The organism is Paraburkholderia sp. TE9906 (assembly GCF_056279605.1).
This window is the reverse complement of sequence record NZ_JBWCCT010000005.1, coordinates 63,909-78,597: the sequence shown is the minus strand read 5'-3', so window position 1 is coordinate 78,597 and position 14,689 is coordinate 63,909. Positions and strand designations below refer to the sequence as shown.

17 protein-coding genes are annotated in these 14,689 nt (G+C 64.2%); 8 read left to right on the top strand and 9 right to left on the bottom strand.

The window, feature by feature from the left end:
* Positions 1–89: 89 nt before the first annotated feature.
* Positions 90–1,571 carry an RNA polymerase factor sigma-54 gene (locus ACZ9H4_RS14460; RefSeq protein ID WP_476119322.1) on the bottom strand — a complete coding sequence of 494 codons (1,482 nt, stop codon included), beginning with the start codon at positions 1,569–1,571 and terminating at the stop codon, positions 90–92.
* A 499-nt stretch (positions 1,572–2,070) separates the two neighbouring features.
* Between ACZ9H4_RS14460 and ACZ9H4_RS14455 the strand changes: the two genes are divergently transcribed.
* Positions 2,071–2,409 (top strand): BON domain-containing protein, encoded by a 339-nt coding sequence (locus ACZ9H4_RS14455; RefSeq protein WP_408144899.1) that lies wholly within the window; start codon positions 2,071–2,073, stop codon positions 2,407–2,409.
* 222 nt (positions 2,410–2,631) lie between these two features.
* On the opposite strand, the gene ACZ9H4_RS14450 is transcribed toward ACZ9H4_RS14455, so the two are convergent.
* Complete coding sequence (locus tag ACZ9H4_RS14450) at positions 2,632–3,081, bottom strand: PA2169 family four-helix-bundle protein (RefSeq protein WP_408144897.1); 450 nt, start codon at positions 3,079–3,081, stop codon at positions 2,632–2,634.
* Positions 3,082–3,478: 397 nt separating this feature from the next.
* Here ACZ9H4_RS14450 and ACZ9H4_RS14445 point away from each other — a divergent pair, with 397 nt between their 5' ends.
* Positions 3,479–3,727 (top strand): hypothetical protein, encoded by a 249-nt coding sequence (locus ACZ9H4_RS14445; RefSeq protein ID WP_476119321.1) that lies wholly within the window; start codon positions 3,479–3,481, stop codon positions 3,725–3,727.
* Between the two features lie 162 nt (positions 3,728–3,889).
* Here ACZ9H4_RS14445 and ACZ9H4_RS14440 read toward each other — a convergent pair whose 3' ends face one another.
* The 5 genes from ACZ9H4_RS14440 to ACZ9H4_RS14420 form a co-directional block, all read right to left on the bottom strand.
* Positions 3,890–4,471, bottom strand: a complete 582-nt coding sequence (locus ACZ9H4_RS14440; RefSeq protein WP_408144893.1) for a hypothetical protein — start codon at positions 4,469–4,471, stop codon at positions 3,890–3,892.
* A gap of 47 nt (positions 4,472–4,518) precedes the next feature.
* Positions 4,519–4,863: a DUF1488 family protein gene (locus tag ACZ9H4_RS14435; protein WP_408144891.1), complete on the bottom strand. Its 345-nt coding sequence runs from the start codon at positions 4,861–4,863 to the stop codon at positions 4,519–4,521.
* 2 nt (positions 4,864–4,865) lie between these two features.
* Complete coding sequence (locus ACZ9H4_RS14430) at positions 4,866–5,423, bottom strand: DUF4142 domain-containing protein (RefSeq protein WP_408144890.1); 558 nt, start codon at positions 5,421–5,423, stop codon at positions 4,866–4,868.
* 107 nt (positions 5,424–5,530) lie between these two features.
* The gene (locus tag ACZ9H4_RS14425) at positions 5,531–6,082 is read right to left on the bottom strand and encodes a type 1 glutamine amidotransferase domain-containing protein (protein WP_408144888.1); all 552 of its coding nucleotides are present in this window, start codon (positions 6,080–6,082) and stop codon (positions 5,531–5,533) included.
* Positions 6,083–6,203: 121 nt separating this feature from the next.
* A complete protein-coding gene (locus ACZ9H4_RS14420) occupies positions 6,204–6,545 on the bottom strand; it encodes a chemotaxis protein (RefSeq protein WP_408144886.1) in 342 nt (113 codons plus the stop codon).
* A 172-nt stretch (positions 6,546–6,717) separates the two neighbouring features.
* Here ACZ9H4_RS14420 and ACZ9H4_RS14415 point away from each other — a divergent pair, with 172 nt between their 5' ends.
* From ACZ9H4_RS14415 to ACZ9H4_RS14395, 5 genes are all read left to right on the top strand, one after another.
* Positions 6,718–8,028 (top strand): DNA topoisomerase IB, encoded by a 1,311-nt coding sequence (locus ACZ9H4_RS14415; RefSeq protein WP_476119320.1) that lies wholly within the window; start codon positions 6,718–6,720, stop codon positions 8,026–8,028.
* A 221-nt stretch (positions 8,029–8,249) separates the two neighbouring features.
* Positions 8,250–8,756: a PRC-barrel domain-containing protein gene (locus ACZ9H4_RS14410; protein WP_408329110.1), complete on the top strand. Its 507-nt coding sequence runs from the start codon at positions 8,250–8,252 to the stop codon at positions 8,754–8,756.
* Between the two features lie 198 nt (positions 8,757–8,954).
* Positions 8,955–9,362 carry a DUF3175 domain-containing protein gene (locus tag ACZ9H4_RS14405; RefSeq protein ID WP_476119319.1) on the top strand — a complete coding sequence of 136 codons (408 nt, stop codon included), beginning with the start codon at positions 8,955–8,957 and terminating at the stop codon, positions 9,360–9,362.
* A gap of 100 nt (positions 9,363–9,462) precedes the next feature.
* Positions 9,463–10,782: a cation:proton antiporter gene (locus tag ACZ9H4_RS14400; protein WP_476119318.1), complete on the top strand. Its 1,320-nt coding sequence runs from the start codon at positions 9,463–9,465 to the stop codon at positions 10,780–10,782.
* Between the two features lie 147 nt (positions 10,783–10,929).
* Positions 10,930–11,502, top strand: a complete 573-nt coding sequence (locus ACZ9H4_RS14395; RefSeq protein ID WP_408144877.1) for an FUSC family protein — start codon at positions 10,930–10,932, stop codon at positions 11,500–11,502.
* Here the strand turns inward: ACZ9H4_RS14395 and ACZ9H4_RS14390 are convergent.
* Positions 11,499–12,575, bottom strand: coding sequence for a cupin domain-containing protein (locus tag ACZ9H4_RS14390; protein WP_476119317.1), 1,077 nt, complete (start codon positions 12,573–12,575; stop codon positions 11,499–11,501). The genes ACZ9H4_RS14395 and ACZ9H4_RS14390 overlap by 4 nt on opposite strands.
* Positions 12,576–12,692: 117 nt before the next feature.
* On the opposite strand from ACZ9H4_RS14390, the gene ACZ9H4_RS14385 reads away from it, so the two are divergent.
* Positions 12,693–13,061, top strand: coding sequence for a carboxymuconolactone decarboxylase family protein (locus tag ACZ9H4_RS14385; protein ID WP_408144873.1), 369 nt, complete (start codon positions 12,693–12,695; stop codon positions 13,059–13,061).
* 189 nt (positions 13,062–13,250) lie between these two features.
* Here ACZ9H4_RS14385 and ACZ9H4_RS14380 read toward each other — a convergent pair whose 3' ends face one another.
* On the bottom strand, positions 13,251–14,300 hold the full coding sequence (locus ACZ9H4_RS14380) for an aldo/keto reductase (RefSeq protein ID WP_408144871.1): 1,050 nt from the start codon (positions 14,298–14,300) through the stop codon (positions 13,251–13,253).
* Between the last annotated feature and the right edge of the window lie 389 nt (positions 14,301–14,689).

Genomic DNA, 14,689 nt, shown 5'->3' with positions numbered 1-14,689 from the left:
CGAAACGTCCAGATACGAAAAAGGGCCACGCGAGCGGACAGCCTCGCGTGGCCCTCGTGCGCGGCCCTTTCCGACAGGGCGCGGCGCGCTTAAATCTGGCGGCGCAATTCCGCCGGCGGCACCTTCATCAGATGCCGGTACTTCGCGACGGTGCGCCGCGCCACGAGCACACCCTGGTCCGCGAGCATCTTCGCGAGCGTCACGTCGGAGAGCGGGTCACGCGTGTTTTCGGCGGCGATCATTTCCTTGAGCAGCGCGCGCACCGCCGCCGCCGAACACGTGCCGCCGCTTTCAGTGCCCAGCTCGCGCGGGAAGAAGTGTTTGAACTCGAAGATGCCGCGCGGGGTCGCCATATATTTGTTGCCGGTCGCGCGCGAAATCGTCGATTCGTGCAGGCCGAGTTCTTCGGCCACGTCACGCAGCACCATCGGCTTCAGTGCGATTTCGCCGTATTGGAAGAAGGCCTTCTGATGCGCGACGATGCACTCGGCGACGCGTTGAATCGTGTCGAAGCGTTGCTGCGCGTTGCGGATCAGCCAGCGCGCTTCCTGCAGCTGCTGGGCGAGCGGCGAGCGGCTCGCGCCGGCCGACTGCGCAAACAACTCAGCGTACATGCGATGAATCCGCGCGCGCGGCTGCACCGCCGGATTGATCGACACCACCCACTTGTTGCGCACCTGACGCACGATCACGTCCGGCACGACGTAGTTGTCTTCCGTGCGGCCGTAGCAGTTGCCCGGCTTCGGATCGAGCTTGCGCACGAGCGCACAGGCCACGCGCAATTCATCGGCGCTGCAGCCGATCTGCTTTTGCAATTCAGCCTGCTCGCGGCGCGCGAGACGTTCCAGATGATGTTCGACGATCTGCTGTGCGACGTCGCGCCCCGGCGTGTCGGCAGGCAATGCATGGACCTGCAGCAACAGACACTCCGACAACGACCGCGCACCCAGCCCCGGACGATCGAGCGATTGCACGAGACGCAGCGCGACCAGCAGCTCTTCTTCGGTCAGTTCCGGTTCGAGATCGACGCTATCGGCGAGATCGGAGAGCTCCTGGCGCAGATAGCCGTCCTCGTCGAGCGCTTCGATGATAAAGCGGGCCACCGCGCGGTCGCGATCGTCGAGACGGTAAAGGCGCAGCGAGTCGTGCAGCTGCTCGCGCAAGGTCGGTTGCGAACGGGCCCATTCGGCGGGATCGCTACTGTCGGAGTCGCCGTTCTGGCGCGCCGAACTGCGCGTGCTGTAGTCGCCCGAAAAGTCGCCGGGCATGTCGTCCTGGCCTGCGCTTTCCAGCGTGTCGTTACCGGCGCTTTCTGACTGCAGCGCCTCGGGTTCGGCGGCGGCGACCGTGTCCGTCGCGACCGTCGCGCCGGTTTCCTCGCCCGTCGATGCGGTGGCGAGCGCGACATCTTCCGTTTCCGACGAGTCATATTCGAGGAACGGATTGGTGTCGAGCGCGGTGCGCAACTCCTGTTGAAACTCCAGAGACGACAACTGCAACAAACGCACTGATTGCTGCAGACGCGGCGTGAGTGCGAGAGACTGCCTTGTGCGTAGTTCAATTGAAGGCATTGTAGTGAGGTCCCGTAATTGAGCTGGAAAATGACTGTGGCCTCAATAGAGCAACTGTCGTACCAGATCCTCCAACACCCTGTTTCTTATACCCTTTGTTTTTTCAGGCCCGCCAATTGCGCAGTGGTGGCGCGCGCTTTTTACAAATACCCGGCAAATTCCGGTTCCCCTCCCGTGACCTCGCCCAGGCACCGGCCACGCCTGTCGTCCTCCTATTCATCAGCCTAAATGTATGTGCGGTAACGGCTTTCCGGCGCGGGAGCCGCTCGCCTCGGGCCCCGGGCACATCACTTGCGGATCAGCCTGTGTGGACGGACGTCGGCTCTTTGCACGCAAACGCACTCTCGCAACGCATTGCACGGACCTTCGCCCGGTGTCGATAACGGGGCCCTGACGGAACCGTAGCGGCAACGACCCCACGCGAGTCATCGGCGGTTCCGGCCGCGATCGACCGCAGGCAACAAGACCGCAATTTTCATCAACACCCGAAGGAGAAACCATGAAGACGATCCAGTTTCTGAAGACCGCCGGCAGCATCGCTTGTGTCGCATTCGCACTGAACGCTACCGCGCAAACCGCCGCGCCGGCGCCGGCTGCCGCATCCGAATCGATGGGCCAGCACGTGGACGACACCGCTATCACCACCAAGGCCAAGGCAGATCTGCTGGCTGCGAAAAACGTCAAGTCGACCCACATTCATGTGAAAACCCGCAAGGGTGTCGTGTCGCTGACGGGCTCGGTGCCCTCGGCTGACGACAAGGCCGCAGCCGAAGAAGTTGTGCAGGCCGTGAAGGGCGTGTCGAGCGTGAAGAACCATCTGAAGGTCGCTGCCGAATAAGACCGGTCGCCTGGAGCATGCCGGTTGCGGCCGGCAGCTCCTTGCAGTGGCGTCACCACGCAGCATGAAAAAGCCGTCCGCGATTCAGATCGCGGACGGCTTAATTTATTGGGCTGCTTCGTTTGGCCTTCGTTTGCCTGCTTTTTGCACGCGTAGTTCGTGCTAGTTCGTGCTCAGGGATAGAGACCGGCGCCCTCGCAGACGCCGGCCGCCTACTGGCTTTTAACGACGGCCCGCATATTGATCGCGCAAGTCTCGCACGCGATCATGATTTTGCAACACGCCCTGATACTGCCGTTCGACGATCGCGCGCACGTCCACCGGCAAATCCTTTTCGAGCGCGTCGTGATAGCGCTTCTTCGCGACGTCCTCGCCCTTCTCGCATTCAGCCAGGATTTCGTGGTCGCTGCGATCAGTGACCGCCGACTTCACATCGACCCAGCCGCGATGCAGGGCACCGCTCATGCTGCCGCCCGTTTCGGGCTTGCCGCCCAGGCTTTGCACCGCATCCTGCAACTCGCGCGCGCCGCGCGTGCAGTCGTCGGCACGCGACAGGAACATCGTCTTCAGTTGCGCGTCGTGTGCATCCTCGGCTGCCTTGCGAAAGCCCTTCTCGCCATCCTTCGACGTTTCGACCAGATCGTTCAGCACGGAAACAACGTTCGTAGCCATTCAATACCTCCGGGTTTCGTTGATCGCAGAATCCGCTGCCGGCCTTGCGCGAGGCCCGTGTGCGACGCATCGATCGCACACGGGCCACACAAAGGCCTTCAGGCAACGGGGTTCATCCATCTGCTCGCATGCGCCGTGCCCGGCGCTGCGTTCACGCGACGTATGGCGCGGTGCACGATCACACGCCGCCAAACTTGCCAGGCGCGCGTAAATGTTGCGCGGCACACTGCCCCTGCGAGAGCGCGAAAGCCCCATACGACAGGGGGTCTTACGCGATGGCATGACGGTTGCTCATTCAAGGCTCGGCCCGCGTCGTGCAGTGCACGCATCGACGCCGGGCAAGACTTGCCGAAGGCATTGAAAACAATGGGCAGGCAATAACGACAGGGAGCATTACATGAAGAAGATCAGAAGCGCGCGATTTCTCGCCGTCGTGGCGATCGTCTCGTCGGCCACCGTCATGCAGATTCGTGAAGGCATGCATGCGCACGACGCGTCGCCAACGAATGCGCAGGCGACGCTATCCTTATGCGCAGCCACGCGTGATGGACTCATGCCCGCACGCTGTGAATCGACGCGTGGGGAGCGCAAGCTGGAACGCGACATTCAACCGCAACATGGTGCGCAGCGGCAACTCTGGGTGTAATGGCAACAGGCATTAAAAGCTTCGCGCCGACCACCTCTGCTCGAATCAACCGCACGATTGAACTCCCGACTTTCCCACCAAAGCAGAACGGCCCGGCAAATGCCGGGCCGTTCTGCTTCCAAGCTTCACTGCATCACAAACTGCAGGGCGAATTCAGCGAATTCACGCATGCTTCTCGCTGTATTCGTTAAGCGGCTCAGGCGTCTTCAACGGATCGAAGTCGGCCCAGCGCCCTTGCTGCCAGCGCCCGCTCGCGCGCTCGATCGCCATGCCTCCCGCTTCGCGCAACACTCGCGCGGCGTCGAACTGATTGTCCGGTGACACATGGACGGCGACCAGCACGCCTGAATCTCGCGCCTCTTCATGAAACGCCAGATGATGTCCCGATTTGCCGGTCTCGCGCGTGCGCGCCATCGCGCCGACCAGCGATCCGACATACGCCCCGACCCCGGCCGCGATCAGCGACACGATGATCGGCGCGGAAAACGCGGCGAAAATCGCCACGCCCACCACCGCCCCGAGTACCGCGCCGATCGTGACGCCCATGCCCGCGCCTTTGGGCGCCTCTTTCGCGCCGGGATCGGTGCCGGTGTCGCCGCCAATCGGATAACGCGCGTGCTGGCCGCGCGGATTGACGAAAAACAGGGTGACGTCTTCTTCGACGAAACCTGCGTTGAAAAGCTTTTGCGCCGCGTTTTCAGCGGTGGGAAAAGTCGTAAAACGCGCTGCGACGATGAGTGACATGAGGCCTCCTTGCATCGTTGAAATGGCGTTCGCGGACCATGTCGGCCCTACGCCGTGGCGCCGCGATCGGGTTCCATGCCTTCGACTCTGAACAGTCCGCTATGCAACACTACGCCTTCGCCGTGGTTCTGGTCGAGCGCTTCCGCGCAGACTGAACGGATGCGGTGAAGACCTTTGTCGAATGCCGTCATCAAGGTGGCTTCCAACGCGGAATCGGCGCCGAAATGATCTTCCAGCGCTTCGGCGGTGATCGCGCACACCACCGGCTCGCCGTCCACCCGCGCCATGAAACGCACCGTCAGATTCGCGCCGTCGAAAGCCGGTTTGTCGTCCGGAAAAATGATCTGCATAAGGGAGTCCTCATAGGCCGGTCGCGGCAGGATCGCATTCATGACTAACCCTTCATTTCGCCGGCGAGTTGCTGCGCCATCGCGAGGTGATGTTTGATGATCGGCAACGCCTTCGCGGCGGCGGCTTTCAACTGCGCGTCGGTGCCGCTCTGGCTTTGCTGCTCGAATAAATCGACGGCCCGCTGATGTGCTTCCACGCCGATCTGCTCGACGTAGGCCCGATCGAATGCCTGACCCTTGAGCGCCTGCAGTTTGCCGACCAGCGCGGAATCCGCGGACGGCGTCGTGGTGAAGCCCTTCTTCGACACCAGCGCGGCCATGCCATGCGAGAGCTTCGTATGGTCGGCAATCATCTGCTGTGCAAACTTGCGCACATGCGGGTCGCTCGAGTTCTTCAACGCGATCTTGCTGGCGGCAATTTCAGTGGCGTCGGCTGTCGAGGCCTCCTGCACGAATTGCGTGTCCGCAGGGGAGAGCCTCGTGCCGCCCACCGGTGCCTCGCTCGCCGGCGCATTGCTGGCCTGCGCGTAAACCGCGCCGATGGACGCCACGCTCAAGCCCAGCGCGACGGTCATGACTTGTATGGAATACCGGAATTTCATGCATTTTCTCCTTGGTCGGCGAGGCACCGACGCGCAACGAACGATGAGGCGCGGCACGGTGTTCGCATTGCGCGTCCCATCCTGTCGCGCCTGGCTTCACTCTCAGTTTAGGCAGCTTTGCGCCTGGAGAGTTGCGCGATCAGCGTCCTGTTAAAAGCGGGAAGGTCGTCGGGTTTGCGGCTGGAAATCAGATTGCCGTCCTCGACCACTTCCTGGTCCACCCACGTGCCGCCCGCGTTGCGGATATCGTCCTGCAAGCTCGGCCAGCTCGTGACCTTGCGTCCCTTGATGATGCCCGCCGACACCAGCAACCATGTGCCATGACAAATTACCGCGATAGGCTTTCTGGCGCTGTCGGCCGCTTTGACGAACGCCTGCGCCTGAGCCAGCAGACGGATCGCATCGCCGTTCACCACGCCGCCGGGTAGCACCACTGCGTCGTAGTCGTCGGCGCGCGCCTGATCGAAAGTCGAATCGACCTCGACCGCGTCGCCCTTGTCGACGTGCCTGAAACCCTGAATCTTGCCGGGCTTCGCCGAGATGACATGCACCGTTGCGCCCGCTTCCGCGAGCGCGCGTTTCGGCTCGGACAGTTCCGCCTGTTCGAAACCGTCCACTGCGAGTACCGCCACCTTGCAACCATTCAGCGTGCTAGTCATGCGTGTTCTCCTTCGTTCGCATGCAGAGCCACGCGCGTCGTTGCACGGCGTGGTCCCGCATTCAGTAATTGATTAATCAGCAAAAGACGTGCCCACTTGTTCGGCTCTACGGATCGCGTTTTCACGGACCGTTAGGGTCGTCGTCAAGACCGTCGTCGTCCACGTCTGACGGATCGATAATCCGATCAGGTTCGATGTCGCTGTCCGCGTTCAGCGTCGAATCGCCATCGGCTGCCGCACGCTCGCCCGTGCCGGCACGATCCGTGTCGCTGCCGAGTTCGGCGTCGCCCGTTTCGAGGGCGTGATTGTCGAGTTCCGAGTCGACGTCGAACACATGACGCCTCGCGCCGGCGACATCGCTGCCGCTATCGGACGAATCGCTCGGACCGAGCGCCCCGGTCGTGCCCGAGGTTTCCTTCACCACCTGTTGCGGCTCTTCATCAGGGTTCAGCGTGCTGCTCATGGCGCTCTCCTTGGTTAGGTTCGTCGTGAGGATGATTTCGCAAGGACCGTTCCGCGCGCGCTTTCGTACCGTGCACGACGACGCACACCGGATCTGCGTTGGGCATCGCCTTTGCTTGTCGCAGACAACCGGCGCCCCCGCGCGCCCTGGCTTGAAACTTCTACCTGCAACGATGGCCACTCCAACCAATCCAGGCGCACGCCGTCCAGAAGCGATAAAACCCGCGCAAGCGAGCGCCAAACCGCCCATCACCGCGACCATGCCGCCAGGACTGCGCTATGCGGACGATGCCAAACCCGGTTACACGCGCAAGCGCGAAAAAGACGGCTTCGTCTACTTCGACGCCAGCGGCAAACGCATCGACGACGAAGACGACATCACGCGCATCAATGCGCTCGCCATCCCGCCCGCCTATGAAGACGTGTGGATCTGCCCCGATCCCCGCGGCCACATTCAGGCAACCGGGCGTGACGCGCGCGGCCGCAAGCAGTACCGTTATCACCCGCGCTGGCGTGAAACGCGCGACGCCGACAAGTACGAGCGCATGGCGGAGTTCGGCCGGGCGCTGCCGAAGATTCGCGCGCGCGTCGCACGCGATCTGAAGCGGCCGGGCATGCCGTGCGACAAAGTCATCGCCGCGATCGTGCAGTTGCTCGATACGACGCTGATCCGCATCGGCAGCGTCGAATACGCGCGCGATAATCAGTCATACGGATTGACGACGCTGCGCAAGAAGCACGTGAAGATCGAAGCCGGTCAACTGCGGTTGAAGTTTCGCGGCAAGAGCGGCATCGAACACGACGTGACGATCGACAATCCGCGCATCAAGCGCATCGTCCGGCGCTGCGCCGAACTGCCTGGCCACGACCTGTTCCAGTATCTCGACGAAGACGGCACGCGCCGCACCGTCGGCTCGGCGGACATCAACGACTATTTGCGCCGCGCGAGCGATGCGGATTTCACCGCGAAGGACTATCGGACGTGGGCCGGCAGCGTCTATGCGCTCGCCGCATTGCGGCGGCTGATCTGCAGTAGCGCGGCGCAGGCGCGTCAGCATCTCGTCGCGACGGTCAAGGAGGTGGCGGTGTTGCTTCGCAACACGCCTGCCGTATGCCGGCGCTGCTACATTCACCCGACCGTCATTAGCGCCTTCGAGGCGGATGAATTGCAGAGCCTGCCGCCCGGCCGTTCACGGCGCGGATTGAGAGTGGACGAGGTGGCGTTCGCCACGTTGCTCGCTCACGCCGAAAAACGTGCGGCCGGGCTGGCGCGTCAGGCCGGAGCGAAAGGCCGCAAGAGGCGTGAATCGACGGTGGCCGACAGTATCGACGGCTCGCTCACGAGTCTGCTGAAAAAGTCGCGCGTGGTGCGCAAGGAAGCCGCTGGGAAGGCGAAGGCGAAGTCCGGGGTACACACCGCACGTCGGACTGCGAGTATGCAGGCTGAGGAGGCCGCGCGCGAAGCGAAGCGGGCGGCGCGTTAAGCATCGGGCGGTTTGATGCGCCAAGCGTCGAAAGACAAGAGCGAACTTGCGGCCGCTCGACAAGTTCATGTTTTCTCTACCGGTCTATCCACCGTCGAAATAATTTCAAATGCGCGAGCAGCCTTTACGCGAGGGCCATGCACGCCCGCTTCGATCATGAACGAATTGAAGGAACGCGCGTTGCTCATCCTCAATGCATTCACCATTAGAGGAGTCACATCATGCTGAACCAAACCCAAACCCAGGGCGCCGGCATCGTCGGCAAGGGCCGCGCAACCGCAGAAGGCCCGGGCCCGGACGTGATGGCGGCAGCCACACTCGACGGCAACAAGGTGATCAGCAGCGACGGCGAGGACATCGGCAAGATCAAGGAGATCATGCTCGACGTCGGCTCGGGGAGCGTCGCGTATGCGGTGCTGTCGAGCGGCGGCTTCCTCGGCATTGGCGACAAGCTGCTGGCCATTCCGTGGCGCGCATTGACGCTCGACACCGACCAGAAATGCTTCGTGCTGGGCATGACCGCCGAAGGCGTGAAAAACGCCCCGGGCTTCGACAAGGACCACTGGCCCTCGATGGCGGACCAGACCTGGGCCACGTCCGTGCATCAGTACTACGGCAGCGAGCCGTACTGGAGCCGCGATCGTTACGAGCTACGCGACGATCTTGGCACCGGCGCGATTCCTCCGGCTTCTTCGGACGCGCCCGAAGCCGGCGGATTGAAGCTGTAATCACGGCCTCGTGCGTCGCGCGTGCACCCGGGCAATACGCCCGGTGTCGCCCGCGCCCGCCTCGCCTCGCCGCGCCGGCATGCTGCGAACATGGCTGCCGGCGCGTCTCACTGCGCTCACGCGGAATCGCTCGAACGCGCGCACCGCGCGCACGCCACGTGATCCCGGCGCACAACTGCCCGCAAGGAGGCAAAGTTCATGGCCGCCCGCAAAGCCACCAGTAAAACGAAACGCCCGGTCGCACGCGGCAGGTCGGGACGCCCGGCCCGTCAGCGGCACGCCCAGGCACATGCCGCGCATCGCGCGAAGGCTGCGAAGTCAGGCGCACACAACGCGCGCAAGTGGTCGCATCATGTGATGGAGACCAGCGACGCGATGGATATCGAACACGATATTTTCAAAACCGGCAGCGCCGAGTCGATCGCGCAGTCGCTCAAGCGTTCGTCGACGCACAGCAGGCGGCGCAAGGGCACGCCGTATCAATCGGCGATGTCGATGCTCAACTTCTACATCAACCGCGCCGGCAAGAATCTGCCGAAAACACGCCGCGCGACGTTGCAGCAGGCCAAGCGCAAACTGCGCGAAGCGTTCGGGCGTGCGCCTTGACATAGCGCATCGCGCATCCGGGCGCACGCCCTTTTTCAACCGGCCGGCAGCCTGCCTCCGACATCGCGCGGAACGCGCATGCCGGCCCTCACGGAAGCTCATGCGCGAAACTTCGTGGTTTCTCATCGTCGGCGCCGTGCTCGTGTTCATGGGCCTGGCGGCAACGACCCTGCGGCGCCTGCCGGTCAGCGCCGCGATGTTCTACCTCGCGATCGGCTACGTGCTCGGGCTGCCCGGCATCGCACTGCTGCGCCTCGATATGGCCGCCGACGCGCATCTGGTACGGACCATCACCGAAGTCGCGCTGCTGGTTTCGCTGTTCGCGATCGGCTTGCGTCTGCGCCTGGGCGTGCTGGAAAAACTGTGGACCGTGCCGCTGCGCCTCGGCTTTCTAGCGATGCTGGCGACCATTCCTCTGCTGACGCTGTTCGGCGTGTACGTTCTGCGTCTCGACTGGGGCCCCGCGCTGCTGCTCGCGTCGATACTCGCGCCCACCGATCCGGTGCTCGCACACGACGTGCAGGTCCACAATCCCGGCGATCATGATCTGCTGCGCTTCGCGCTGTCCGGCGAAGGCGGTCTGAACGACGGCATCGCGCTGCCCTTCGCGATGCTCGGCCTCGCGCTATGCGCGGCGCCCGCCGGTCAGGGCGCCGAGTTGCTGAACCTGAAGCTCGCGGCCGGCATGGTGTGGGGCGTGGCGGGCGCGATCGCGATCGGCGGCGCACTCGGCTGGGCGACGACGCACGCGGTGGCCTGGCTGCGCACGCGTCATGCACAGGCGCTCGGTCTCGAAGGCTTTTTCGCGCTCGGACTGATCGAATTGTCGTTCGGTGCCGCGCAACTCGCGCACACGTATGGCTTTCTCGCGGTATTCGCCGCGGGCGTCGCGATGCGCCGCGTCGAACATCGCGCGAGCGGCGGCCAGTCGCCGCGTCAAAGGCTCGGCACGGTCGACGCCGAAAACGTCGACGCGACCGCGGCCAATCCTAGCAAAGCGCACGCGTATATCACGGAGTCCGTGCTCGGCTTCACGATCGAACTCGAAAGCATCGCCGAGGTGGCCGTGATGGCGATGGTCGGCAACGTGCTCGCTACTCTGCACCCGGCGCTTTTCACCTGGCAGACGGCCGCGTTGTGCGTCGCGCTGTTCGTGATCGTGCGGCCGGTGTCGGTGGAGCTGTCCTTGCTCGGCTCGAGCGCGACGCCCGCGCAGCGGCGCCTGATGAGCTGGTTCGGCATACGCGGCATCGGTTCGTTCTACTATCTTGCGTTCGCGCTCGAACACGGCTCGCCCGACGACGTCATGCCGCTGATGCCGCTCACGCTCGCGGTGATCACGGCGTCGGTGGTGATCCACGGCGTGTCGGCGACGCCGTTGATGAACTGGTATCACCGGCTGCGCAGCGGCGAGAAGTAATCATGGAAACGATGGGTTTGCGATGGGTTTGCGATGGGTCTGCGATGGGTCTGCGATGGGTCTGATTACGCGGCGCGATCCGCTCCGCCTGAAAATGGAGTCGTTAGAATACGGGACCTTCATGCCGCGCCGAGACGCTCCCCTTCGATGACTCCACCCGACGACTCACGACGCACCGCACGGGCAAGCGCGGCCAACTCGCTGTTCGCTTTCCTCAAGACGCTGCCGCTCGGCGACCGGCTGACCGAAGGCGGCTTCATGGCTGTGCAGGCTGTCGCCGGCGCAAGCCTCGCTTTCGGGATCGGCCGCGCGCTGCATACCGAACAGGCGTTCTGGGCCGCGATCACCGCGATCGCGGTGAGCCAGCATAGTTATATCGACACCCGGAAGCTGTCGCGGGACCAGTTCATCGGCGCGATGGTCGGCGGCATCTGCGGTCTTGCCGGCGCGCTGCTCGGGCACGGACACTTCGCCGCCTATGCAGCTACCGTGGCGGCGGCGATCGTGATCTGCTGGACCGTGAACGTGGGCAGCGCGGCGCGGCTGGGCGGCATCACCGCCACCATCATGCTGCTGGTGCCGGGCATGGGACCCGCGTGGGACACCGCGTTGCTGCGGCTCGGCGAAGTGACGATCGGCACGATCTGCGCGCTGCTGGTGGCCTGGCTGATGGCCCGCATCGAGCAGCGCTGGCTCGGCAATCCTGACGCGCCGCGCTAGCCCTCCTGCCCGTCGCCCTCCGGCTCTTGCGGCCGACGCCGGTAACGGCCCGGCGTCACGCCGACACTCTGCGCAAACGCCTTGCCGAACGCGGCCTCGGACTGATAGCCGACCGCTTCACCGATCTCCGCCGCGCTGCGCTGCGTGCGCCGCAGCAGATCGCACGCGATGGTCATGCGAATCTGCGTGAGAAAGTCCATCACGGTCACGCCCGCGCGTTCGTTGAAGCGGCGCGCGTAGGTCGCGCGGGACATCGCCGCGAGCTCGCCCAGTTCCGCGATCGTCCATGCCCGTTCGGGCGCGCTCAACATGCCCTGTACCGATGCGCCCAGGCGCGCGTCGGCAAGCAGCGCCAGCACGCCCGCGTCCGCCGCGTTGCGCTCGCCGTGCACGCGCAGCGCCATCGCGAACAGCGCCTGGCTCAAGGCAGTGACGATCGCGAGCGCGCCCGGCTGACGACGCGCCGCTTCATCGCGCATCACGCCGATCACGGTCTGCAATGCGCTGAGGGTCGGCGCGCCGCCCAGCGACACATGAAACGGGTCGGGCAACGCGTTCAACAGCAGCGCGGATGAACCGGGCGCATAGACGAAGCGGCCGCAGAGCAGGTCGACGCCGGGGCTTTCGGTGGGCTGGTCCGCGTTGGTTGGGCGATCGTGGCGGCTGGTGTCAGATTCGCTGAGTTCGTGCTTGTCGTTATCGCCCGCCCGCTGGCTCTTTTCAGGCTCGCTGCTTTTTCCGCCGTTACCCGCAGTTCCGCCGCCATCGTTGCGGCGCAAAGGCAGCATGCCGTCATGCCCCATCGTCAGCGGCGCGCCGCCGTCCGAGCGCTGCACATCGCGCACGCGATGCGCGGCGCCGCGCGGGAACAGCATGAAATCACCGGCCTGCAACGGCACCTGCGCGCCCCGCGCGGTCTCGATCAGGCATGCGCCGCCAAGCACCAGATGAAACGGCGCGATGCCCGCTTCCATCGGCGCATGGTCGACGTCGAACGCGCCCGAGAGCAGGCAGCGCAGATCGAGGCTGGCTTGCGGCCTCGCGAGGTCGAGCAGTCGGCTGAGCGTGTCCATGAGACGTTCGCGCTAAAAGTTGAGCCCAACGAGTATTCAGGATATCGCGGCGCAGCGCAATACTTTGGCCCACGACGCCGGCACCCGCCGACGCGCAGCACACAAAGGAGCACTGCCATGTTGAACTGGATCGATTACCGCAAAGCACTGTTCGGCCGCATCGGCGAGATGGCGAAACTGTCGCCGGATACCGTGAAGGCGTATCAGACGATGTCGAGCGCCGGTCAGAAAGCCGACCTGCTCGGCGCGAAAACGCGCGAGCTGATTTCGCTCGCGGTGGCGGTCAGCCTGCGTTGTGACGGCTGTATTACCGTGCACACGGCTGAAGCGTTGAAGCACGGCGCGACGCGCGAGGAAATCGCCGAAGCGTTGGGTGTGGCGGTCGCGATGAACGCGGGCGCGACGATGGTGTATTCGGCTCGCACGATGGACGCCGTGGCTGCCTATACGGCTGACGCGAATAAGGGAAATGGAGCGGTGGGTTGATTGGCGGCGGTAGTTGTCGCGAGCCGCGCCGCTCTGGCCGAAGATCGTTGCGCTCAGAGCGGCGCTCGACGTGTCGAGACCGGCTGTTCGCGTGCCAGGCTATGCGTGCGGCGCGGCGAAACGAGACGGCACGGCACGCCGCCTTGCCGCTCGCGTCGCGATTGCACCGCCCTGGCACTCACGCCGCCATCACCCAGCCTGCCGCGTCTGCGCCAACTGCGCACGACGCCCTTCCCCCTGACGCTCCAGCATCCACCCCGGATATTCCGCGGGCAGCACGCTGACCTGATCGAGCTTCGCGAGTTCTTCCGCACTGAGCGTCACCTTCGTGGCCGCGATGTTGTCATCGAGTTGCTCGACCCTCTTCGCGCCGACGATCACCGAACTCACCACGCGCTGATGCAGCAGCCACGCGAGCGCGATCTGCGCGACCGACACCTGCTTCGCCCCCGCGATCTCGCGCATCACGTCGATACAGTCATACGCCCGCTCGCGATTGACCGGCGGAAAATCGAAACTCGTGCGCCGGCTGCCCGCTTCGCCCTGCTGCTCGCGTCCATATTTGCCGCTCAGCAGGCCGCCCGCGAGTGGACTCCACACCATCAGCCCGAGGCCCTCGCTCTGAAGCATCGGCACGAGTTCGCGTTCGAGATCCCGGCCAGCGAGCGTGTAATACGCCTGCAGCGTTTCGAAGCGCGCGAGCCCGAGGCGCTCCGCGATGCCGAGCGCCTTTACGATCTGCCACGCGGCCCAGTTCGACACGCCGACATAACGCACGTGGCCGTGCCGCACCAGCGTATCGAGCGCGCGCATGGTCTCTTCGATCGGCGTGGCCGGGTCGAAGCCGTGGATCTGGTACAGATCCACGTGATCGAGTTGCAAACGCTTCAGGCTCGCCTTCACCCCGTCGATGATGTGATAACGCGACGCGCCCCGCGCGTTCGGAAACTCGCCGGTCTGGCCAAAGACTTTGGTCGCCAGCACGATCTTGTCGCGCGGCACCTTGAGGTTTTTCAACGCCTGGCCCGTGATCTGTTCGGACAGGCCGCCCGCGTAGACGTCGGCCGTGTCGATGAAATTGATGCCCGCGTCGAGCGCCCGGCCGACCAGCCGCTCCGCATCGCCCTGCTGCAGATCGCCGATCTGTTTCCAGATGCCGTCGCCGCCGCCGAAGGTCATCGTGCCCAGACACAATTCTGAAACAAACACACCGGTACGGCCTAGCTGGTTGTATCGCATCGTCGAAACTCCATCTTGGTGTTCGTGAAGGGGAGGCGTAGAGAGTACTGCAATTGACGCGATCGGGCAGAGCGCGGGGCGGACGTTGATGGGCCGCACGCGGGCTGTCTTTTCAAACCGTTTACGATTCGCGTGGGATGATGGAAAAGTCGTCCCATGCGCTTCACGCATCACCGATGTGCTAAACATGACGCGCCTGAACTGCGGCTCGATTCATGTCATGCAACCCGGTCCAAACCGCAAACACGCGAGAGCCGCGCAGCAGAATTTGCCGGCGCGCACGCTTGCTGACCCCGGCCCGGCTATCAGCACGCATTCCCCGGGCAAAGCCCGGCAAAACCTGCGAGACTGACTGCTGCGTTTCGCAACCGGTCTCCGTTTTCGACGCC